The 22,588-nt window shown below is 68.9% G+C and carries 14 protein-coding genes and 2 pseudogenes; 13 read left to right on the top strand and 3 right to left on the bottom strand.

Features of this window, described 5'->3' with window-relative positions; all coding sequences use genetic code 11:
* The first annotated feature begins 174 nt into the window (after positions 1-174).
* The 7 genes and pseudogenes from ACFYW9_RS33955 to ACFYW9_RS33925 all read left to right on the top strand — a co-directional run bounded on the left by ACFYW9_RS33955 (position 175) and on the right by ACFYW9_RS33925 (position 7,672).
* Positions 175-2,214, top strand: coding sequence for a bifunctional aldolase/short-chain dehydrogenase (locus ACFYW9_RS33955; protein ID WP_389158648.1), 2,040 nt, complete (start codon positions 175-177; stop codon positions 2,212-2,214).
* 5 nt (positions 2,215-2,219) lie between these two features.
* A complete protein-coding gene (locus ACFYW9_RS33950; RefSeq protein ID WP_389158645.1) occupies positions 2,220-3,710 on the top strand; it encodes a rhamnulokinase family protein in 1,491 nt (496 codons plus the stop codon).
* A gap of 80 nt (positions 3,711-3,790) precedes the next feature.
* A pseudogene (locus tag ACFYW9_RS33945) lies at positions 3,791-4,525 on the top strand ((Fe-S)-binding protein); the annotation flags it as partial.
* A 113-nt stretch (positions 4,526-4,638) separates the two neighbouring features.
* Positions 4,639-6,117 (top strand): LutB/LldF family L-lactate oxidation iron-sulfur protein, encoded by a 1,479-nt coding sequence (locus ACFYW9_RS33940; RefSeq protein WP_389158642.1) that lies wholly within the window; start codon positions 4,639-4,641, stop codon positions 6,115-6,117.
* On the top strand, positions 6,114-6,794 hold the full coding sequence (locus ACFYW9_RS33935) for a lactate utilization protein C (RefSeq protein ID WP_389158638.1): 681 nt from the start codon (positions 6,114-6,116) through the stop codon (positions 6,792-6,794). The genes ACFYW9_RS33940 and ACFYW9_RS33935 overlap by 4 nt, the downstream gene beginning before the upstream one ends.
* 204 nt (positions 6,795-6,998) lie before the next feature.
* A complete protein-coding gene (locus ACFYW9_RS33930) occupies positions 6,999-7,202 on the top strand; it encodes a hypothetical protein (RefSeq protein WP_389158635.1) in 204 nt (67 codons plus the stop codon).
* A 38-nt stretch (positions 7,203-7,240) separates the two neighbouring features.
* Positions 7,241-7,672, top strand: coding sequence for a hypothetical protein (locus ACFYW9_RS33925; RefSeq protein ID WP_389158632.1), 432 nt, complete (start codon positions 7,241-7,243; stop codon positions 7,670-7,672).
* A 535-nt stretch (positions 7,673-8,207) separates the two neighbouring features.
* Here the strand turns inward: ACFYW9_RS33925 and ACFYW9_RS33920 are convergent.
* Both ACFYW9_RS33920 and ACFYW9_RS33915 read right to left on the bottom strand, forming a co-directional pair.
* The gene (locus tag ACFYW9_RS33920; protein ID WP_389158629.1) at positions 8,208-9,029 is read right to left on the bottom strand and encodes a LamG domain-containing protein; all 822 of its coding nucleotides are present in this window, start codon (positions 9,027-9,029) and stop codon (positions 8,208-8,210) included.
* Between the two features lie 361 nt (positions 9,030-9,390).
* Positions 9,391-10,147, bottom strand: a pseudogene (locus ACFYW9_RS33915) (transposase).
* Between the two features lie 98 nt (positions 10,148-10,245).
* On the opposite strand from ACFYW9_RS33915, the gene ACFYW9_RS33910 reads away from it, so the two are divergent.
* The 6 genes from ACFYW9_RS33910 (at position 10,246) to ACFYW9_RS33885 (ending at position 20,284) form a co-directional block, all read left to right on the top strand.
* Positions 10,246-10,626, top strand: coding sequence for a DUF6221 family protein (locus tag ACFYW9_RS33910; RefSeq protein ID WP_389158626.1), 381 nt, complete (start codon positions 10,246-10,248; stop codon positions 10,624-10,626).
* Between the two features lie 1,044 nt (positions 10,627-11,670).
* Positions 11,671-15,669: a TIR domain-containing protein gene (locus ACFYW9_RS33905; protein ID WP_389158623.1), complete on the top strand. Its 3,999-nt coding sequence runs from the start codon at positions 11,671-11,673 to the stop codon at positions 15,667-15,669.
* 178 nt (positions 15,670-15,847) lie between these two features.
* Positions 15,848-16,378 (top strand): hypothetical protein, encoded by a 531-nt coding sequence (locus ACFYW9_RS33900; protein WP_326787697.1) that lies wholly within the window; start codon positions 15,848-15,850, stop codon positions 16,376-16,378.
* 276 nt (positions 16,379-16,654) lie between these two features.
* On the top strand, positions 16,655-19,510 hold the full coding sequence (gene fxsT, locus ACFYW9_RS33895; protein WP_389158620.1) for an FxSxx-COOH system tetratricopeptide repeat protein: 2,856 nt from the start codon (positions 16,655-16,657) through the stop codon (positions 19,508-19,510).
* Positions 19,511-19,658: 148 nt separating this feature from the next.
* Entirely contained in the window at positions 19,659-19,907 is a 249-nt protein-coding gene (locus ACFYW9_RS33890) for a hypothetical protein (RefSeq protein ID WP_389158617.1), read from the top strand.
* 170 nt (positions 19,908-20,077) lie between these two features.
* A complete protein-coding gene (locus ACFYW9_RS33885; protein WP_148014866.1) occupies positions 20,078-20,284 on the top strand; it encodes a dehydrogenase in 207 nt (68 codons plus the stop codon).
* A gap of 1,517 nt (positions 20,285-21,801) precedes the next feature.
* Here the strand turns inward: ACFYW9_RS33885 and ACFYW9_RS33880 are convergent.
* A complete protein-coding gene (locus tag ACFYW9_RS33880) occupies positions 21,802-22,257 on the bottom strand; it encodes a hypothetical protein (protein ID WP_389158614.1) in 456 nt (151 codons plus the stop codon).
* Positions 22,258-22,588: the final 331 nt, after the last annotated feature.

Below are 22,588 nucleotides of genomic sequence, written 5' to 3'. Positions count from 1 at the left end.
GCTCTCTCTGTCGCGCGGGCCAGGGTCCAGCCCCGTACCGCGTCTGCCCCGCGAGGCCCGTCGCGGACCGCGGGTCGTCCTGGGCTGATCGCGCAGTTCCCCGCGCCCCTGAAGGACGCTCCTCCTCGCTTCGTTCCCCAGTGAACCCACACACTCTCCTTAAGGACCTGGAACATGGCACCCCATCCCGAAGCCGCCGCTCTGCTCGCCCGGTCGCACCGGCTCGGCGCCGATCCCCGCAACACCAACTACGCGGGCGGCAACGCCTCCGCGAAGGGCACCGACACCGACCCCGTGACCGGCGGTGACGTGGAGCTGATGTGGGTGAAGGGGTCCGGAGGCGACCTCGGCACCCTCACCGAGTCCGGACTCGCGGTGCTGCGCCTCGACCGGCTGCGCGCGATGACCGAGGTGTACCCGGGCGTCGACCGCGAGGACGAGATGGTGGCCGCGTTCGAGTACTGCCTGCACGGCAAGGGCGGCGCCGCGCCGTCCATCGACACGGCGATGCACGGGCTGGTCGACGCCCCGCACGTCGACCATCTGCACCCCGACTCGGGGATCGCGCTCGCCTGCGCGGCCGACGGGGAGAAGCTGACAGCCGAGTGCTTCGGCGACCGTGTGGTGTGGGTTCCGTGGCGCCGGCCCGGCTTCCAGCTCGGGCTGGACATCGCGGCGGTCAAGGAGGCCAACCCGGGGGCCGTCGGCTGTGTCCTGGGCGGCCACGGCATCACCGCGTGGGGCGCCACCGCCGAGGAGTGCGAGCGCAACTCGCTGTACGTCATCCGCACCGCCGAGGCCTTCCTCGCCGACCGGGGAAAGGCCGAGCCGTTCGGGCCCGTCGTCGAGGGGTACGAGGCACTCGACGCGCGGGGCCGCCGCGAGCGGGCCGCCGCGCTCGCGCCGCACATCCGGGCCGTCGCCTCCCAGGACCGCCCGCAGGTCGGCCACTTCACGGACTCCGAAGAGGTGCTCGACTTCCTCGCCCGCGCCGAGCACCCACGGCTCGCGGCCCTCGGAACCTCGTGCCCGGACCACTTCCTGCGCACCAAGGTCAGGCCGCTCGTGCTCGACCTGCCGCCGGCCGCCCCCCTCGACGAAGCGGTCGCCCGGCTCGCGGAGCTGCACGCCGAGTACCGCGTGGAGTACGCCGCCTACTACGAGCGGCACGCGCTGCCCGACTCCCCCGCGATGCGCGGCGCTGACCCGGCGATCGTGCTGGTCCCCGGGGTCGGCATGTTCTCCTTCGGCAAGGACAAGCAGACGGCGCGGGTGGCGGGCGAGTTCTACGTCAACGCGATCAACGTGATGCGCGGTGCCGAGGCCGTCTCGGCGTACGCGCCGATCGAGGAGTCGGAGAAGTTCCGCATCGAGTACTGGGCCCTTGAGGAGGCCAAGCTCCGGCGGATGCCGAAGCCCAAGCCGCTCGCCACCCGCGTCGCCCTGGTGACGGGCGCGGGCAGCGGGATCGGCAGGGCCATCGCCGAGCGGCTGGTGGCCGAGGGCGCGTGTGTCGTGGTCGCCGACCTGAACGCCGAGGGCGCCGAGCGGGTCGCCGCCGGACTGGGCGGTCCCGACAAGGCCGTCGCCGTCGCCGTGGACGTCACCTCCGAGGAGCGGATCGCCGAGGCCTTCGAGGCCGCGGTGCTGGCCTTCGGCGGTGTCGACCTGGTGGTGAACAACGCGGGCATCTCCATCTCCAAACCGCTCCTGGAGACCACCGCGAAGGACTGGGACCTCCAGCACGACATCATGGCGCGCGGCTCCTTCCTCGTCTCGCGCGAGGCGGCCCGGGTGATGATCGCGCAGAAGCTGGGCGGCGACATCGTCTACATCGCCTCCAAGAACGCGGTCTTCGCCGGCCCGAACAACATCGCCTACTCCGCGACGAAGGCCGACCAGGCCCACCAAGTGCGGCTGCTGGCAGCCGAATTGGGCGCACACGGCATCCGGGTCAACGGTGTCAACCCGGACGGTGTCGTGCGCGGCTCGGGCATCTTCGCGGGCGGCTGGGGCGCGCAGCGGGCGGCGACGTACGGCATCGAGGAGGAGAAGCTCGGCGAGTTCTACGCCCAGCGGACCATCCTCAAGCGGGAGGTGCTGCCGGAGCACGTCGCGGCCGCCGTGTTCGCCCTGACGGGCGGGGACCTGACGCACACCACGGGCCTCCACATCCCGGTCGACGCCGGCGTCGCCGCCGCTTTCCTGCGATGACGCCGATGAACGCCCCGCGCACCTCCGCACCGCGCGCCTCCTCCGCGCGCACCGCCCCGGCGCGTGCCTACGCCGCCGTCGACCTCGGCGCGTCCAGCGGGCGCGTCATGGTCGGCCGCGTCGGCCCGGACACGCTCGAACTGGCCGAGGCGCACCGCTTCCCGAACCGGCCCGTCCGCGTCCCCGAGGGGCTGCACTGGGACATCCTCGGGCTGTACGCGGGTGTCCTCGACGGACTGCGCGCGGCCGGGCGGGTCGACTCCGTCGGCATCGACAGCTGGGCGGTGGACTACGGTCTGCTGGACGCCGACGGAGCACTGCTCGGCAACCCGGTGCACTACCGCGACGCCCGCACCGAGGGTGTCGCGGAGAAGGTGTGGGCGAGCGTGCCCGCCGCCGAACTGTACGCGGCCACGGGGCTGCAGTACGCGCCCTTCAACACCCTGTACCAGCTCACGGCGGCCCGCTCCTCCGCCCGACTCGCCTCGGCGAAGCACCTGTTGCTCGTACCCGACCTGCTGGCGTACTGGCTCACGGGTGAGATGGGCACCGAGCTCACCAACGCCTCCACCACGCAGTTGATCGACCCGCGGACCCGCGACTGGTCGTACGGCCTGGCGGAACGACTCGGCATCGACCTGCGGCTGTTCCCGCCGCTGCGCCGTCCCGGCGACCCGGCCGGGACCCTGCTGCCGCGCGTGCTGGAGGAGACCGGAATGACCGGCCCGGTGCCGGTGACGACGGTCGGTTCGCACGACACGGCCTCGGCGGTGGCCGCCGTTCCCGCGACCGGGGAGCGGTTCGCCTACATCTGCACCGGCACCTGGTCCCTGGCCGGCCTGGAGCTGGACGCCCCCGTCCTCACCGAGGCGAGCCGGGCCGCCAACTTCACCAACGAACTGGGCCTGGACGGCACGGTCCGCTATCTGCGCAACATCATGGGCCTGTGGCTGCTCCAGGAGTGCGTACGGGAGTGGGGCGACCCCGATCTGGGTGAACTCCTCGCGGCCGCCGCCCAGGTGGCGCCCCTGCGGTCCGTCGTGGACGCGGGCGACGCGGCGTTCCTCGCGCCGGGCCGGATGCCGTCGCGGATCGCGGACGCCTGCCGGGCCTCGGGGCAGCCGGTGCCCGGGTCCCGCGCCGAGATCACCCGCTGCATCCTCGACTCCCTCGCGCTCGCACACCGCCGGGCGATCGAGCGGGCGCAGTCCCTCGCCGGACATCCGGTCGACGTCGTGCACGTCGTCGGCGGTGGCACCCGCAACGAGCTGCTGTGCCGGCTCACCGCCGACGCCTGCGGGCTGCCGGTCGTGGCGGGCCCGGCGGAGGCGGCCGCGCTCGGCAACGTCCTCGTCCAGGCGCGGGCACACGGACTGGTCGGCGACCGTGCCGGGATGCGCGAGCTGGTGGCGCGCACCCAGCCACTGCGCCGCTACGAGCCGCGGGGCGACACGGCGGCCTGGCGCGCGGCCGAGGCGAGGCTCGGCACACCGTGAGGCACCGAGGATGAAACGCCCATGAAGCGGACACCGCCGCGTACCCTGCAACCGTCCATGACCGACCCCGAGGAGCCGCGATGCGTGTCGCCCTGTTCCTGACCTGTGTCAACGACACGCTGTATCCGGGCACCGGCCGCGCCGTGGTGGATCTGCTGACCCGGCTGGGTGTCGACGTCGATTTCCCGATGGGGCAGACCTGTTGCGGCCAGGCGCACTACAACACCGGCTACCGCCATGAGGCCGAGCCGCTCGCCCGGCGTTTCGCCGAGGTGTTCGGGGAGTACGAGGCGATCGTGACGCCGTCCGGGTCGTGCGGGGCGATGGTGCGGGAGCTGTATCCGCGGATGGGTGAACGGGCCCGCGCGGAAGGCCGCGGCGACACCCTGGCCAGGACACTGGCGCCGGTCGTGCCGAGGACGTACGAGCTCACCGAGTTCCTGGTCGACGTCCTCGGTGTGACGGACGTCGGCGCGTACTACCCGCACACCGTGACCTATCACCCCACCTGTCACGGGCTGCGCGGTCTGGGGCTCGGCGACCGGCCGCTCCGACTGCTCAGGGCCGTCAGGGGACTTGAGCTGCGGGAGCTGCCCGGCGCCGAGGAGTGCTGCGGCTTCGGCGGCACCTTCGCCCTCAAGAACTCCGACGTCTCCGCGGCGATGGGGCTCGACAAGGTACGCAACGCCGAGTCGACGGGCGCCGAGGTGCTGTGCGCCGCGGACAACTCGTGCCTGATGCACATCGGCGGCACGATGGGCCGCCTGAGGACGGGGATGCGGCCCGTGCACATCGCGGAGATCCTGGCGAGCACCGGAGCGGGCACGGGGACAGGCACCGAAGCCGGCACGGAAGCAGGCGAGGACGTGGGCGAAAACGCGGGCCCGGAAGCCCGCGAGAACGCGAGGACGACAGAGGAGCCGAGCGCATGAGCGGAACGTTCGTGGGCATGCCGGCCTTCCCCAAGGCGGCGCACGAGGCCGTCAACAACCCGACCCTGCGCGGCAATCTGCGCCACGCCACCCACACCATCCGCACCAAGCGCGCCAAGGCCGTCGCCGAGGTCTCCGACTGGGCGGAACTGCGCGAGGCCGGCAAGCGGATCAAGGATCACACGCTCCGCCATCTCGACGACTATCTGGTGCGGTTGGAGGAGTCGGTGACCGCGGCCGGTGGAATCGTGCACTGGGCCGCCGACGCCGAGGAGGCCAACCGGATCGTCACGGAACTGGTCAGGGCCACCGGCGAGCGCGAGGTCGTCAAGGTCAAGTCGATGGCCACGCAGGAGATCGGGCTCAACGAAGCGCTGGAGGCAGCGGGCATCCACGCGTACGAGACCGATCTCGCCGAACTCATCGTGCAGTTGGGCAAGGACCGGCCGTCGCACATCCTCGTCCCGGCGATCCACCGCAACCGCGGCGAGATCCGGGACATCTTCGCCCGCGAGATGGGCGCCTGGGGCCGGGCGGCGCCCGAAGGACTCACCGACACGCCCGCCGAACTGGCCGAGGCGGCGCGCCTGCATCTGCGCGAGAAGTTCCTGCGCGCCAAAGTCGGCGTCTCCGGCGCCAACTTCATGGTCGCCGAGACCGGCACCCTGGTCGTCGTGGAGTCGGAGGGCAACGGCCGGATGTGCCTGACGCTCCCCGAGACCCTGATCTCGGTCGTCGGCATCGAGAAGATCGTTCCGACCTGGCGGGACCTGGAGGTGTTCCTCCAGACCCTGCCGCGCTCCTCGACGGCCGAGCGCATGAACCCGTACACCTCGATGTGGACGGGCACGACGGACGGGGACGGCCCGCGGGCCTTCCATCTGGTCCTGCTGGACAACGGCCGCACCGACACGCTCGCCGACGAGGTCGGACGCCAGGCGCTGCGCTGCATCCGCTGCTCGGCGTGTCTCAACGTCTGCCCGGTGTACGAGCGGGCGGGCGGCCACGCCTACGGCTCGGTCTACCCCGGCCCGATCGGCGCGATCCTCAGTCCGCAGCTCCGGGGCACCGCGAGCGAGATCGACGCCTCCCTGCCGTACGCCTCCTCGCTGTGCGGCGCCTGCTACGAGGTCTGTCCGGTCGCGATCGACATCCCGGAAGTCCTCGTCCATCTGCGGGAACGGATCGCGCAGGGCGGGCGGGCGACCCGGGACGGCGACACGGTCGTACTGAAGCCGGCCAAGGGACACGCCGCCGAGCGGGCGGCGATGCGCGCGGCGCGCTGGGCGTTCAGCCATCCCGGCGCGCTGGGCGCCGGGCAGCGGCTGGCCTCCCGGACCCGCCGCTTCCACCCGCGGACCCTGCCGGGCCCCGGCCGGGCGTGGAGCGGGACCCGTGATCTGCCCGCGGTCCCGGCAGAGCCGTTCCGCGAGTGGTGGCAGCGTACGCGCGGCGGAAAGGACACGGCGAAGTGAGCAGCAGGGATCTGATCCTCGGCCGGGTGCGCCGGGCTCTCGCGGACGTCCCCCGGGACGACGCTTCCTCCGTGCCTGGACCGCCTGGGAAGGACCTCCGGTACGAGCAGGCCGTCGACCGGAGATACCTGCGCGAGCACGGTTCGCGGAGCCTCTCGGAGACGGTGGACCTGCTCGCGGAGAACCTCGCGGACTACCGGGCGATCGTGCACCGCGCCACCGAGGAGGAACTGCCGGACCTCATCGGGCGGCTGCTCGCCGAACGCGGGTCCCAGTACGTGCTCGTGCCGCCGGGGCTCCCGCCGGAGTGGTTGTCGGCGGCGGATCCCACCCAGGTCCACGACCGTGCCGTGAGCACGCCCGGCGAGCTCGACAAGGTGGCGAGCGTGGTGACCGGCTGCGCCGTCGCCGTCGCCGAGACCGGCACGATCGTCCTCGACGGCGGCCCCGCCCAGGGCCGCCGCCGGATCACCCTGATCCCGGACCACCACATCTGCGTCGTCCGGGTCCCCGGCCAGGTGGTGGCCTCCGTCCCCCAGGCCCTGGAACGCCTGTACCCGGCACGCCCGTTGACCTGGATCTCCGGCCCGTCCGCCACCAGTGACATCGAACTGGACCGGGTGGAGGGGGTGCACGGTCCGCGCACCCTGGAGGTGGTGCTGGTCGGGGAAGTGTGACGGACGAGCCGCGCCGGGGGGCGGAGAACCCCGCGCGGCCTCCTTTCGTATCACCGGGGTCATGGGGCTGACCAGGCATTCCGTCAGGCCGTTCAGGTTGTGTCCAGACTCGTCGTGATTCCTGGCAGGTCCTGCTCCAGAAGCGTCCAAGCCATGGCAAAGAGCCCTGTGACAGGAGCTACCGAGCGTGTCATCGTGCGGCGCATGAGCACCGGGCACCTCAACCTCACCCGCTCCTCTCCAGCCGTCCCGGCCGCCGCCGCCGTCCTGGCGAGCAAAGTCCCGGAAGTCACGTTGTACTTCTGGGTGATCAAGGTGCTGACCACCGGAATGGGTGAAACCGCCTCCGACCTCCTGGCCCAGCGGTTCGGGCCCATACTCGCCGTGGGCTCGGCGGGCTGGCTCTGACGGCCTCACTGGCACTCCAGTTCGCCATAAGCCGTTACGTGGCCTGGGTCTACTGGACGGCGATCGTCATGATCAGCGTGTTCGGCACGATGGCCGCGGATGTCCTCCACGTCGGTCTCGGCGTTCCGTACCTGATCTCCACGCCGCTCTTCCTGACCGCGCTGGGCGCCGTGTTCGCCGTCTGGTACGGCAGCGAGCACCCACTCTCCATCCACAGCATCCACACCCGTCGCCGCGAGGTCTTCTACTGGGCCACCGTTCTCGCCACCTTCGCGCTCGGCACGGCAGCCGGTGACCTCTCCGCCGCCGTCGGCCTCGGCTACCTGGGCTCGGCCGTCCTGTACGCGGTCGCCATCCCGGTCCCGGCCGTCGCCCACCGCTGGGATTCCTTGAACGCGGTGGCCGCCTTCTGGACCGCGTACGTCATCACGCGCCCGCTCGGGACGTCGGTCGCCGACTGGATGGCATAGGCCACGCACGCGGCGGTCTCGCGCTCGGCCTCGGCCCGGTCACCGCTTCCTGGACCGTCGCGATCGTCGACGTCGAGAATCTGCAGACCGGGTGGAAGGACCTGCGCTACAAGACCCGGCGGCGTTCCCACCCCAGCGGGCCGAGGATCCGGATCTCCGGGGCTATGGGGCTCGGGTGCTTGAGGATCCGCCACGCGCGGCGTCGAGCCCCCGTCCGGTACCAGGACAAGCATCTCGGACACACGCGAGACGCCGTTTAGGTCATCTACGCACGGCAGTTCAAACCGAGTACCTCATCGCAACCGCAGGATCTTCTCTGGAACTGGGACCGTGGAGCAGCTTGAAGGAGCAAGCGGCGAATCTGCAGCGCAACCGGTCGGCCGAAGCCGTCGATCCGCATGATCGACCTGATGAGAACCAGGAGCAAGGCGTCCGCGTGCCGCCCGAACCAGGTTTCGGCGAGCCCCTGCACGGATGTCCTGCGTGCAGGGGTTCGGCAGGACCGGTCCTACGGTATGGCCGGACCGTCTGGCACTCAGAGGTCGGGAACTCCCGTCAGTCCGGACATCTGACTGATCATCGTGGGGTTCGCGGCTCCGGAGTAGGCGCGCACCTCGTCCACGGTGCCCTCGAAGTACTCACCGTGGATCGCCGAGCGGCCTACCTGAAGGCCGCCCGACGCCGCCCACGAGGTCGTGTCCACGGCGGTGGACGTGTTGGCCAGCTGTCCGTTCACGTAAAAGCGAAGCTCATGAGCGGGGGCGTCGAAGACGACAGCCAGGTGGTCGCCCACGCCGTAGGGATCGTCATCGGGCAAAGCCTGCTCCTCGGTGATGGCCACTTGCGGAGCGTTCGGCTCGTCCTTGGTGGACACCACGACTTCCCACTTGCCGCTTGCCGCCTGGTACCGGATCGCGATGCGGTCGGCGTCGGAGCCGGGAAGTGACAGGACGGTCTGGGTCCTGTCGCCGGCTGCGGTCGGGCGAGCGCGAACGGCGAGAGTGAAGCTTCCGTCCCCGCTGACCGGCGCTCCGGATGTCGCTGCCCAGTCGCCGTCGCCGTCGAGCCTGAGATCGCCCTGATCAACCAGCGCAGGATCTCCGAAGATGTCCTCGTTGTGGTAGATCCAGGCATCGCCGTTCAAAGTCAGCGACAGGCCTCCCGGCTCCACGTTGGGAGCGATTCCGCCGGGCGCACCCTCCAAGGGCCAGTAGCCCTCCCGGCTCAGCGGCGTCTCCGCAGCCCGGTGACCGTGTCCCTTGCCGGCCGCGTGGGCAGCACCAGGCAACGCACCGAGTGTTAACGAGACGGCGACGGCGCCTACCATCACAAAAGCCGCACGGTATCTGTTGTACATGGCCCCTCTATTGAAAAAAATACAGTCGAAGTTCTGACGAGATCTTCCAGTCTCGCCCCTGTGGACGCAAGGAGCTTCAGTTGCCCAGCTCACATGTCCGACCTCTCTCCGAGGCAGATCAGGACAATCGACTCGACTGATCCAACTCGCTCCGTTCCGTGAGGAGTTCGTAGTTCTCGGGATTCATGAGGCGGTCCGACCGGGATATGACGCCTGCCCCCGACGCGGCTCCCTCGATGGCCACTCATGCAAGTGCGATGTCCGACGGAAGCATCCGGATCTTCACGGGGAGGAAAGGGCTGTCCCCTAAATGACCTTTGAGTTGCCGGGAGCAGGGTCAGCCGCGGTGCGATCCGCTCGCCTATCCGGCGAGGGCGAGGTTGTACATGCGGGCGATGCCGAGCATGGCGTGGCGGACCCCGTAGCCTTTGAGGCGACAGTCGCAGAGGATCTTTCAGGTCTTCATCCGGGCGAAGACGTGCTCGACGCGGGCACGGACCCGCTTGTGGGACTTGTTGTGCGCCTTCTTCCAGTCGGGCAGGTCTTCGCCCTTGCGCCGGCGGTGGGGCATGACGAGTCCCGTGCCGGGATAGCCGCCGTCGGCGATCGTGAGTGTTCTGCCGACGGCGGCCTTGGCGCCGGATTCCTCCCACGCCTTGCAGTCGTTGCGGTTCCCTGGCAGCGGTCGGCCGACCACGACGACGAGCCGGGTGTCGGCGTCGATGACGACCTGGTGGTTGGTGGAGTACCGGTAGTTCTTGGACTGCTCCGCCACCGCGTGGTCCCGGGCGGGGACCAGGGTGCCGTCCACGATGAGCGCGGTGTCCTTGGCGAACCGTTTGCGGGGCCGGAGCGCGAGCATCGGTCCGAGGTGGTCGATGATGCGGTCCACTGCCGACTTGGACACCACGAAGAGCGGGGCGAGTTGGCGCATCGTCAAGTTCGTTTGCCAGTAAGCCTCGACCAGTAGTGCCCGGTTCCCCAGCGGGGGGCTCCATGGCCGACCCTTGCGGACCGCATCCGCACCCTCGCGCCGCAGCACGGTCACGAGCTTCCGGAAACAGCCCGGTGAACGGGGCTGTCCAGGACGACTTTGACGCCGTGATCACACCAGCCACATCAAGATCATTCCACTGCCGGCTGGCCGACCAGCCGGAGCGGGCCCGCACCATGGAAATCAGGCGACCACGCCCGGTGCATCGTTCAGGATGGCCCCATGAATCAAGACCTGGTGGCGTTCCTCAACGCACGGCTGGACGAGGAGGCCGACCTGGCCCGACGCTGCGACGGTGACGGGTGCGGGAAGTGGACCGCCCGCGGGCACACGGTCGACTTCGGTCAAGGAGAACTTCCAGGGTTCCATCCCACCGTCGCCCTGCACGTGGCGCTGCACGACCCGGCCCACGTGCTGCGCGAGGTCAAAGCCAAGCGCCGCGTGCTCGCCCGCCATGTGCTCAGTCCAGCCACGGGCGACCCCGAACTACCGTGGGACAACCGCGATGACTGTCAGTACGACGGCGAGACCTGGCCATGCGCCGACCTGCTCGACCTCGCCTCGCCCTACGCCGATCACCCTGACTACCCCCGACGAGCCTGAGACAGAGATCGTTTACGGGACAACCCATAGGCGGAGCGAGCGGCCGCAATGAGTGCTGCGGTACAGCAGAGGAATACAGCAACCACCGTGACCACAGCCGACCGCCAGCAGCCCTCAACGGCCGAGTGACCAGCTTGCTGGACCGCAAAGACCCCCTCGCCGAGAGTTCGGGACGAAGAGGTCGTGGGTTCAAATCCCGCCACCCCGACAGCTAAAGCACCAGGTCAGGGCCGGTTTTCCTTCACGGGAAACCGGCCCTGACTCGTTTGTCGAGGCCTCTGGGGAGTGAACGGGGAGTGGATCAAGGAATTTCGCTCCCCGGGCTTCACTGCTGGCACGCCCTCAGCAAGGCATCGAGTGCGCGCACCGGTGACTGCGGGTGCATGGCGGACCGTGCCGCCAACGACTCCTCCCACTGCTCGGTCAGTTCTCCCTGAGCCGATTGGGACTGCCGCACGATCACGACGTGATTCAAACTTTCTTCACTGGTTCAAGGCGGCTCGCTTCGCTCCCCGCGCGCGGCCCGGCCCCCGGCCGGGCCTGCGCTCCTGTCTCCGCCCCGCTCCAACCCGGCCGGCGCCCGTGCCGCGCTCAAAGCAATCAGCCGCCTGATGCCAGAGAAGGGGGGTACGTCGTGGCTGGGGCGGTCGGCTCCGCGGCTTTACGGAGCCACTTTGGCGCGAGCCTCGAAGATCATGGCCCCAACGTCGTGCTTTACCGGGCAGGTCCACAGACTGCCCGACGCGCCGGAAGCTTACGGGGCCATGATCACTCGCGCCAAAGCAGCGCCACCCCAAAGCCGCTGCACCGACCTCGTATGAGGTTGCCTGGCAGGTCGTTGCGTTCCGTTCGGGCAGATGTGAAGGGTTGCGGATCTTATTGTCGGGCGTCGGTGGGTATGAGGGAATCAGGCCATTACCGGCGTGGGGTCCTGTGGGTTGCCCTAGTGTGTGGCCGGCGTGAAGACCAGTTGCGGGGGCGCTCAGGCGCTGCGGGAGTGCCCCGTTCGGGGGGTGCGGTGTGACGGGTGCCGGGCGGTTTGACGTGTTCGTGTCCTACGCGCATGAGGACGAGCCGTGGGCCAGGGCGCTGGCGGAGAACCTGCATCGGCTGGGTCTTGATGTGTGGCTGGATCAGTGGGAGGTCGCCGGGGGCGACCTGGTGGCGTCTCGCTTGCAGGACGGACTGGCGAAGGCCGGGGCCGTGGTGGTGGTCGTCAGCCGGCACTGGATGGATTCGGGCTGGTGCGGTGAGGAGTTCGCGGCCTCCGTGACGGCCGCGGTGGAGCGAGGACAGCGCCTGATCCCGGTCCTGCTGGGGGAGGTGACTCTGCCGCCGTTCCTCGCTTCACGGCTGCGGGTCGACTTCTATCGTGTGGCATCCCCGCAGCAGTACGAGGAGCTGGTCAAGCAGGTGGAGCGGGCGGTGCGGGGGCTGCCGTCGGGGCAGCGTCCGGAGCGGGGCGGGCCGCTGGTGGTGCCGCCCACGGCCTACCGGCCGGACGGGCCCACGCACGTGGAGTTACGGATCGGCGCGGAATCCGTGGTTTCCTCTGCCGCGGACCGTGAGGTGTCCTGTGCGCCGCAGGGTGTTGACCGTGATCTTGAGCAGAAGCTGTGGGGGCTGCAGCGGGCCCGCGCGCGGGCGGCGGGCGGGATGATCCTGCGGCGGCTGCCACTGTTGGAGGAGGCGGCCGCTCCCGCGGGGCCAGCGGGGGCACTGGCCGCTGTGGGGGAGGCGCTGGGAAAGCGGTTCGTGCACGGCGATGCGGCGCACGAACTGGTCAGTCAGGAAGGGCTGGCCCGGGCGCGGAATGCGTCGTTGCGGATCGGGCTGGCGGTGGATGATCCCAGGTGGGTGGATCTGCCGTGGGAGGCACTGACCGTTCCCGGCTCGGCGGGTCCGCTGGTGCTGTCGGAGCAGGTGGAGCTGTACCGCACCGTGCGGCGGGACAGCCAGCCGGTGTCGGTGCAGGTGCCGGGGCCGTTGCGGATCCTGGCGGTGGTGGCCAGCCCCGAATCCGGCGGAGGCGAACTCCTCGACTACGAAAGGGAACTGGGCCGGATCCTGGACGCGGTCGACCCGGCGCGCTCCGGGCAGGGCGCGTATGTGCGGGTGCTGAGCTGGGGCAGCCTGGCCGAGATCCGTGCGGCCCTGGAGCAGGAGCGTTTCCACATCCTGCACCTGTCCTGCCACGCCGCCCCCGGGGTGCTGATCCTCGAAGACGAGCAGGGTCACGCCGACGAGGTCGACGCGCAGCGATTCCTGGGGGCTCTGCCCGCCGACCGGGGTGTCCCGCTGGTGGTACTGGCCGGCTGCTCCACCGCCCGCACCTGTGCGCCCCATGACGCACAGGCATCACGGGAGCGGCCCCTGGCCGAGGGCGATGGCGCCCCGGATGCGGGCGACGCGGGCTCCGACGACGCGGCTGACGTCGATGCGGAGGGCAGGATCCGGGCGGGGCTGGCGCGTGCGTTGCTGGAGCGCGGGGTGCCAGCGGTGCTGGCGATGACCGAGGCCGTCACCGACCGCTACGCCACCGACCTGGCCGCGGACATGTACCAGACGCTGGCGCGGGCGGAGCATCCCAACCCGCTGACCGCGCTCTCGAACGCCCGCCGCACCCTGGAACAGCGGCGCCGCAAGCTGCTGGAGGAGCGGGATCCGCGCGCCGGGTGGCCGGAGTGGGCCACCCCGGCACTGTTCCTGGCCGGTCCCCCACTGCCCCTGTTCGACCGCGCCCACGGCGCCGAGCAGGTGCCGGACGTGCGGGAGGCTGTGCTGGAGGAAGGCATGGTGGTGCGCAAGGTCGGCGAGTTCGTCGGCCGTCGTGCCGAGCTGCGCCGGCTGCTGGCCGCCCTGCGGGACCCGCAGCAGGCCGGGGTGGTGGTGCACGGGATCGGAGGGGTCGGCAAGTCCACCCTGGCCGCCGAGCTGCTGCACCACTACAACACGGAACACCATCTGGTCGTGCCGGTCGCAGCTGCTACGACCCGCACCGTCGACGCCGTCCTGGAAACCCTGCGGCAATGCCTGAACGCCCACTGCCGAGGTGCGGGACTGCCTGAAACGGATCCGCTGCGGCATGTGGTGGTGGACCTGGCGGACGCCAGTTCTCCCTGGCAGGACCGGTGGAAGCTGGTTCGCCAGGTCGTGCTGCCCCGTCTGCCGGCTCTGATGATCGTGGACAATGCCGAGGATCTCCTGGCCCCCGCGCCGTCAGGCGAGGGATGGGAGCTCGCCGATGGGGACCTCGCCGAGCTGCTGGCCGCTTGGGTTGCGGCAAGCCCAAACACTCGGCTGCTGGTCACCAGCCGTCACCCCTTCCACCTCCCCCGACGCACGCACCGGCGGCTCACCGCTCACCATCTGGGGCCGCTATCACTGACGGAGACCCGCAAACTCATCTGGCGCCTGCCCGGCCTGGACGCGCTCACTCCGGCCGACCAGCGGCGCGCCTATGCCGATGTCGGAGGCCACCCGCGGGCGCTGGAATACCTCGACGCCCTGCTGCGCGGCGGCCAGGCACGCTTCCCAGACATCGCCGACCACATGGAGGCCGCTCTGGAGGCCCGCGGCATCCGCGATCCGGAGCGCTGGATGGCAGGTGTCCAGGGCGATCTGGATACGGCGCTGGCCGAGACCGTCACCCTCGCGGTCGACGACGTCCTCCTCGACACCCTGCTCGGCCAGCTCGACGGCGTGCCCGGAGCGCGAGGCCTGCTGGACGGGATGGCCGTCTACCGCACTCCAGTCGATATCACCGGGGCTGCCTGGCAGTTGTCGGATCTGACCACACCCCTCGAACCCGACCCCGCCCTCCGTCGGCGCCTCCAAACGGTGAACACCCTGATTGATGAAGCCCGCGTGGCTGGCGCAGGGTCGAACGAGGGCGAAGGTCTGGCGCCCGAGATGATCACCGAATACGCAGTCGTCTGGGAGGAGTTGCGGCGGCCACCGGTCGTCCTGGACGCGCAGGCCGAGAAGGCGTTGAAGCGACTGTTGGACCTTGGTCTGGTCTCACCGGCCCCCGCGCCCCAGGACGAGCCGGGCAGCCAGCCCACCGGTCTGACCGTGCATCACTGGACCGCCGATGCCCTCCGCAGGCGCGCCCGCAGCGACACCCTCACAGCAGCCCATCAGCTGGCCGCCGCCTACTGGCTGTGGCGCGTCAACGTCTACCCTCAGCCTCGCACCGACGACATTACCCAGCTCATCGAGGCACGCCATCACCACCACCAGGCCGGCGACCTCGACCAAGCCGACACCCTCACACGGCACGTGTGCGCACAGTTGCACACCTGGGGCGCCTGGGACTGGGAACAACACCTGGCGGAAGAGACGCTCACCTGGTTCCCGGCCCGCTCCCGCCCTGCCAGCGTCTACACCCACCAGCTCGGCATGATCGCGCAGGCACGGGGGGACTATCAGCAGGCCGAGGACCACTACCGCGCCGCCCTCACCATCCTGGAGGAGCTCGGCGACCGCGCCGGCATCGCCACCAGCTACCACCAGCTCGGCATGATCGCGCAGGCACGGGGGAACTATCACCAAGCCGAGGACCACTACCGCGCCTCCCTCACCATCAAGGAGAAGCTCGGCGACCGCGCCGGCATCGCCCGCAGCTACGGTCAGCTCGGCATCATCGCGCAGCTGCGGGGGGACTATCAGCAGGCCGAGGACCACTACCGCGCCTCCCTCACCACCTTCGAGGAGCTCGGCGACCGCACCGGCATCGCCAGCGGCTACGGTCAGCTGGGGGCGCTCTGTACCGAGCAGCAACGTCCCACCGACGGCGTGCCGTACACGCTGCAGGCCCTGGCGCTTGAACTGGAGATCGGAAGGCCGCCCAATGCAAGCCTCTACTGGCTCGGTCGGCAGAGGGTTCTCCTCGGCGACGACGCCTTCCGTTCTCTCCTCGACGAACTGCTGCCGGATCAGGCAGCAGCATCGATCATGAATGTCACGCAACCCCAGGACGAACCTGCGCCACATGACCAGTCAGCCGACCCAGGCGACCCCATAAGCACAGACCAGACCTAGACCGCAACGCAGCACACCACTGAACGATCCACAGATCCTGCCGACTTAACACCCTGGGATCGACCACGCCGTCACAGCACCCCGCAGCCTTTCACACCCGGCCATGTGATCCATGCCAGTAACGTGAGGCAAGGAAACCGAGGACAGGACATACCGTCGGCAGCCGAGGGGAACGGTCATGGTGCGTGCACCCAAGAGCGTGGATGTGAAACTGAACCTGCACGTGCTGGAGATCTCCGGCACCTGGGAGCCCAATGACGCCGAGCGGCGCGCGGCCTGGGAGGTCTACGTAGAGCTGGTCACTCGGATCTCTGTGGTGCCCCTGCGCGCCGACGAGGGCCTCCTGCGTGAAGCGCTTACCAGCCTGTACTCCCTGTTTGCCACGACCCGTGATGTCCTGCGTCAGCATGGCCCGGATGTGGCGGAGCCGAAGCGCAACGGGCAGTACAACTTCGGCTTTCTGGCTGTTGCCATGCTCAACTTCGGTATCCGGCCTCTGCTGGCCCGCTGGCACCCGATGCTGGAGGACTGGGAGAACCAGCGTCCCGCCGACCGTTCACGCCGTGACCACGAGCAGCTCTGGCCCCGTACCGAGGAGCTGCGTGCAGCCCTCACCGATACTCGCGGCATCCTCACCGCGTACGCGGACCTCCTTGCCAGCGCCTGCGGTGTGCCCAACCTTCTGCAAGCCGTACCCACCGACAACTGACCCGTCGCCGCATCACCGCTCTCGCTACTTCAGCGAGCCCGCTGCACCGCCTTGCCACGAAGGACATGCCGCACAAGAGCGGTTCGCGGCAACACCGCAACCGCAGTTGACCGGTCGGCCGAACAGAGCTGGCCGGGGGGCCTGTTCCTCGCGATCGTCGTGGAGGGGTGAGGTCGGGTCTTGCGTTGTCGGGACGGTGCGGGTTCGGACTGGCTAGCCTTGTTGTGCCGCAGTGTGACCGGTATCGGATGGTGTGCGGCAGGTACGGGGGTCTTCATGCATCCGACAGACAGCACCGCCCATGCTGCGGCAGAGGCCGGTATGAACGAGGTCTTCTTCAGCTACCCCAGAGCGGATCGTGCCGCTGTTCTGCCGCTGGTGGAGGCGCTCAGGGCTGCGGGGGTAAGCGTCTTTCTGGACGAGTCGGGGATCGACGAGTTCGAGGGCATCACCGACGAGATCCGCTCGGCGCTGGCGGGAGCGCGACTGTTCGTGGCCTACTACTCGGCCACTTATCCCACTCGTCCGGCTTGTCAGTGGGAGTTACTGACCGCGTTTCGTGCGGCCATCGCGCTGGGGCGGGCCAGTGAGCGCATCCTGGTCATCAATCCCGAGCCTGTTGTGGATCACATCCAGCCGGTGCAGTTGCGGGACGCCCGGTACGGCGTCACCACCGAACCGGAGTCTGCGACACGGCTGGTCGAGCGGATCGTGGCACGTGTCGCAGGGTCTCCGGGGTGTCTGGGGGATGCGATCGCGTCGAAGCGGCCGGTGTGGCGGCCGTTGGAGCATCTGGGGTCGGAGCGGTTCGTCGGCCGGGTGGACGAGTTCTGGCAGTTGCATCAGGCGCTGCACGCGTTCGAGTACCTGGCGACGCAGGACGGGGCGGCGGCCGGTCAGGCCGTGGTCATGGGGTTGGGCGGGGTGGGCAAGACGCTGCTGGTCGAGCAGTACGCCCGCCGGTTCGCGGCCTTCTACCCCGGTGGGATCTACTGGTTCACCTCGGCCGCCAGCCACACCCCTGACGCACCCGCCCCGGATGCTGGGCAGGCGGATGTGCTGGCGCAGCACTACCAGCAGGTCGCGGCGGCCCTGGCGCTGGACAGCGCCGCGCTCGATCCGGTGCAGGTACGGGAGGCTGCCCGCCGGCACATCCAGAGCATTGACGAGCCGTGTCTGTGGATCGTCGACGACGTCCCTGGCGAGCTCTCGCCGGGTGTGGTGCGGGAGCTGGCGGCGCCGCATCCGCTGGGCCGCACGGTCATGACCACACGCTGGCGCGGCTACCAATTACCCGTCGTCGACGTGGATGTACTGCATCCGGACGAGGCCTACCGCCTGCTCACCACCGCCCGCATCCCGAACGATCCGGCTGAGGAGGCTGCAGCGCGGACGCTGGTGCAGCGACTGGGCAGTCACGCCCTGGCCGTCGACCTGGCCCGCGGCTGCCTCGCCGACCAACCGGGCCTGACTTACACCGAACTCCTGGACCAGCTCGCCGACACCCAGCACGGCGACGCCTTCCAGGAACTGGTCAAGGACCTGTACATGCAGGTCCCCACCGACCACACCAACGACATCGCCGCAACGTTCGCCCGCAGCCTGCACCACCTCGACGACCACGCCCTGACCCTGCTGCGCATCGCCGCCCTCCTCGCCCCCGCCCCGCTACCCGAACGCCTCCTCACCAGCGTCAGCATCGCTTTGAACCACCAGGACGAGCCGAGCACCCGGCGCGCCGACCGACGAGCCCTGTCCGCCGCCCAGCGGCGCTCCCTCATCCGCCAGACAGGCACCGAACCCCCGAGCTGGTTCATGCATGCCCTGGTCAGCCGCACCCTCACCCTGCACCCCAAAACAACAGGCCTCAGGCCCGTCCTGCGCCAAGCAGCTCTCACGGCCACCATGCGACTTATGCAAGCCGTCTACACACCCGGCCGCCTCGACCTGGCCGACGTCATGCCCCACGCCCGCGCCCTCGTCGAAGAACTCGACACCAGCGAAAGCCTGGCCCTGCTTGACAGCGTGGCCCGCTACGACTACGAAACCGGACAACCCGCCAGCGCCTCACACCATTACCAACGCCTCACCGACGCACGCACAACCCAACTGGGTGACGACCACCCCAGCACTCTGACCTCCCGCAACAACCTCGCCAGCGCCTACGAGTCGGCGGGCAACCTGGGACGGGCCATCCCCCTGTACGAGCAAACCCTCACCGACCGCGTCCGGGTGCTGGGCGAGGACCACCCCGACACCCTGGCCTCCCGCAACAACCTCGCCGGCGCCTACGAGTCGGCGGGGGACCTGGAACGGGCCATCCCCCTGTACGAGCAGAACCTCACCGATATCCAGCGGGTGCTGGGCGAGAACCACCCCAGCACCCTGGCCTCCCGCAACAACCTCGCCTACGCCTACCGGTCGGCGGGGGACCTGGAACGGGCCATCCCCCTGTACGAGCAGACCCTCACCGACCTCGTCCGGGTGTTGGGCGAAGACCACCCCACCACCCTGGCCTCCCGCAACAACCTCGCCGGCGCCTACGAGTCGGCGGGGGACCTGGAACGGGCCATCCCCCTGTTGGAACGGACCCTCACCGACCGCGTCCGGGTGCTGAGCGAGGACCACCCCAACACCCTGACCTCCCGCAACAACCTCGCCTACGCCTACCGGTCGGCGGGGGACCTGGAACGGGCCATCCCCCTGTTCGAGCGGAACCTCACCGACAGCGTCCGGGTGCTGGGCGAGGACCACCCCAACACCCTGGCCTCCCGCAACAACCTCGCCAACGCCTACGAGTCGGCGGGGGACCTGGAACGGGCCATCCCCCTGTTCGAGCGGAACCTCACCGACGGCGTCCGGGTGCTGAGCGAGGACCACCCCAACACCCTGACCTTCCGCAACAACCTCGCCGGCGCCTACCGGTCGGCGGGGGACCTGGAACGGGCCATCCCCCTGTTCGAGCGGAACCTCACCGACCGCGTCAGGGTGCTGAGCGAGGACCACCCCGACACTCTGGCCTCCCGCAACAACCTCGCCAACGCGCGTCAGAAAACCGACGCCGTACAGCACGGAAGTACAGCAACCTCAGCGGCCGAGGCTGCACCTCAAAAACCGTCCACGGCTGATTGAGCAGCCCGAGAACCGTCAATGACCTTCCCGCCGAGAGTTCGGGACGAAGAGGTCATCACTTATGTCTCGGTGTCGTGGCTGGCCCGGGGTACGCGATGCTTGGGGTATGGCCCCTGAAGCTAGCGCTACTCCGTCGATGAACACTCGCGTGAGCGCGGCGACCGATGGAATCACCAGAGTTTTCACGTGGGAGGAAGGCGCGCGCATCGAGGTCCGCAACCTGGGTGGCGAGATCGTCATTGAGGCAAACGCTGCCGGGTTGAAGACTCTGGCCGGCCACCTCCTCGCTCTCGCTCAGGACGGCACGCCGGACGGCGCTCACCTCCACCTGGAGGAGAACAACGGGCTCGAACAAGGCTCCGTAGGAATGGTCTTGGAGAGATGCGACGACGAATGACGCGTGCCAGATCGTGCGGGGAACCACGAGGAACAGCGGGCAACCGATCGACCGCCTACCGCGTGCTCCCGCCCCTCCGCCGCAGGTCAGGCCGGGAGTAAGCCCTAGATGCCCTTAGCTTCCCAAGCTGAGGACTCCGACCACCGGAGCCAAGGGGGTACGTTGCAGGGATGTCGACCGAGTCCGTACCGACCTGTCCCCAGTGCGGTGGCCCGTTGAAGGCCGGCGCGATGGCACTTTGTCACCGCGAGGAGGACGACCGCCGCACCTGCCGTCTGGTCTGGGGGTGCTCCAACCAACACGTCTGGTGGAAGTGGGCCGACCGTCCGACCGCCGAGCTGGAACTCTGCCCCTACCCGGATCTGATGGACAGCTGACATCCACGGCTGACATCAACGACGCCGAACGAGGGCGTACGCCAGCGACTCTGTCCGGCCGCCGCACCAGTCGTCGGCCGCATCCGGAGCGGGCTCGCATCGAACTTACAAGGCGGATGTCGACGGTTTGAAATCGTCTGCGCTTGCCAGTTCCAGGAGTAGATAGCGAGCGTGCGCCTGCTTCTGCGGCAGTGGCGTACTCATTGCGTGGCCGACGCTGGCAGATCTCCCCTTGGTCATCAAGGAAGTCCGACCGTCGGTTAGGTCCTGGACCATCCCCAGGGAAAGCCAGGGATGCGGCTGCATTGTAGAGCTGGGCACCTCGGAAGCCGATCACGCGTCTGCGACCCAAGAGCGAAGATCCAAAAGAGGCACCCTAGGTGCGCCACCGCCGTAGGGGTTGCAGGATCACTGACGTCAGGACAACTCCACCTTAAAGCCACGCCGTAGGGTCTGGTCCTATGATCCGCGCATGACATGGAAATGGGTGGGGGCCATGATCAACGCGGTAGGGATAGCGGCTGTCGGATGGGGCCTGGCTGGCTTGATCGACTTAGGCTGCGACTGGCATCGGTCACACGGCGGGACGGCCTGCGGGGTGCCTGACGGTGGCGGTGGGTACTTCGCAGCCTTCTTTATACCGCCGTGGCTGCTGGTGATTCCGTTCAAACTGGATCTTTACGCTGACGATTGGCGTCCGACGCTGGGCTTCCCAGTTGGTGCGCTGGTCGGCTGCGTAGCCATCTTCTTCGTGGGCACATCAGCGTGGTTCTGGGTTCTAGCCCTTGCCCTGCTCGCTACTGGCACGGTGGCACCCTGGGTGACACGGCGTCACAGCATCGCCTCGCAGCGGCGGGCCCGTCGGCGCCGGTCATCCTAGACAAGGAAGAGGCCAGGCGTTCAAGGGTCTGCCGACCAGAAGCAGATCAACGCTCGAACCACCCTCGAATGCCCACAGTTTCCCAAACTGAAGGCTCAGGTGCGGCGTCACGGGCCGGCCGTCACGGCTTGCTCTGGTCGACGGCACCAGCAGCGTGGCTGAGGCTGGTGGGGATGCAGCGAGGCATACGCGTGCGTGGCCGGTCGGCGCACCCGCCGTCGTGGCTGACTGCCGTCGGCTGAGGTTCAGACGGGGCGTGTCGAAGGTCCCGGCCGTCAGCCGAGCGGGCCGAAGCTGGGCCGTCTCTGGGCCGTCCGAGGTTGCTCAACAGTGGCCAAGGACGACCAACGACGACGACCAGGCGCACGAGCCCACCGCCCCTGAGCTGGGAAGCGGCAGGTCGCCAAGATTCCCGGCAAGACCCAGGGCAAGAAGACATAAGCGCCCACGAGTAGGTAGGCCCCCTGCCTGCGATTTCTCCGCCGGAAGGGGGCACTTCGTTGCTTCTGGACCATCGAACGCCCGCGGGCTGAACCATCGCGGCAGGTGAGATGCAGCCGCCCATAGGGCAGAAACCTATCCAGCGAGTAGAGCTCACCCAACGCTCAACGTGTTGGCGCAACCCGAGACCGTCAGGTCAGGGATTACGTCTGACGGCCCCCGATGTGAACCACTGCACCAGGGCAGCGGCAAGATGTACGCCTGCTCTAGCAGCTTCCAGGGTCTCCGGCACGGTGCCGGCCAGGTTGCCATGCCTGGACGTTTGCCCCTCCCACAGCGCACGCATCATCCCCTCGGCAGGGGCAATGGGATCTCTTCCGGCTGGCGTGGAGAGAGCAGTAAAGAACTTCGGTCTCGCATTTCCGATCTCGCCAAGCATGGTGCCCAAGGTGGCCTTACCGTGATTGGCCTGGATCACTGCGTGTGCGGCCGATTCCACAGCCTTGATAGCCTCGCTATAGGCCCGCACAGGGTCGGGGTGCAACCCATAGGCTGCTTGCCAGGCGGTTGCCAGGTGGTCAGCAGCAGATCCGGCAGACGTACTAGCCGCCGCCTCGTCCACAGCGCCGAAAACGGCTTGGGTCTGCCGCACGATCGGGTGATATTTTGGCCTGCCCCACGTCCTGGGTTCCAGTTCTGGTGGCTCACTGACAGTCCTTCACGGAAGGCTGGCAGTCATGCCTCGTCCCCGTCCTCCGGAGTTCCGGGCGCGTGCCATCGCACTGGTCCGCGCCGGCAAGCAGTCCGCGAGCTCTGCCTTCTCTCGTGTCTCGTCCGGTGTGCCGACAGAAATCATGGACTGATCCAAGCAGAACCTTCCTGCAGGGTGTCCAAGACCGACTGGGTGGACGGCGATACCGTCCGGGTATCGCTCCTGGTCGTCCCGGTTAGGCTGGCGGGGTGGAGACACGTGAGCTGCGGTA

This window comes from Streptomyces sp. NPDC002698 (assembly GCF_042888945.1).
Taxonomy (GTDB): Bacteria; Actinomycetota; Actinomycetes; order Streptomycetales; family Streptomycetaceae; genus Streptomyces.
The sequence above is the reverse complement of the archived record's forward strand: the minus strand, read 5'-3'. Positions and strand labels throughout refer to the sequence as shown.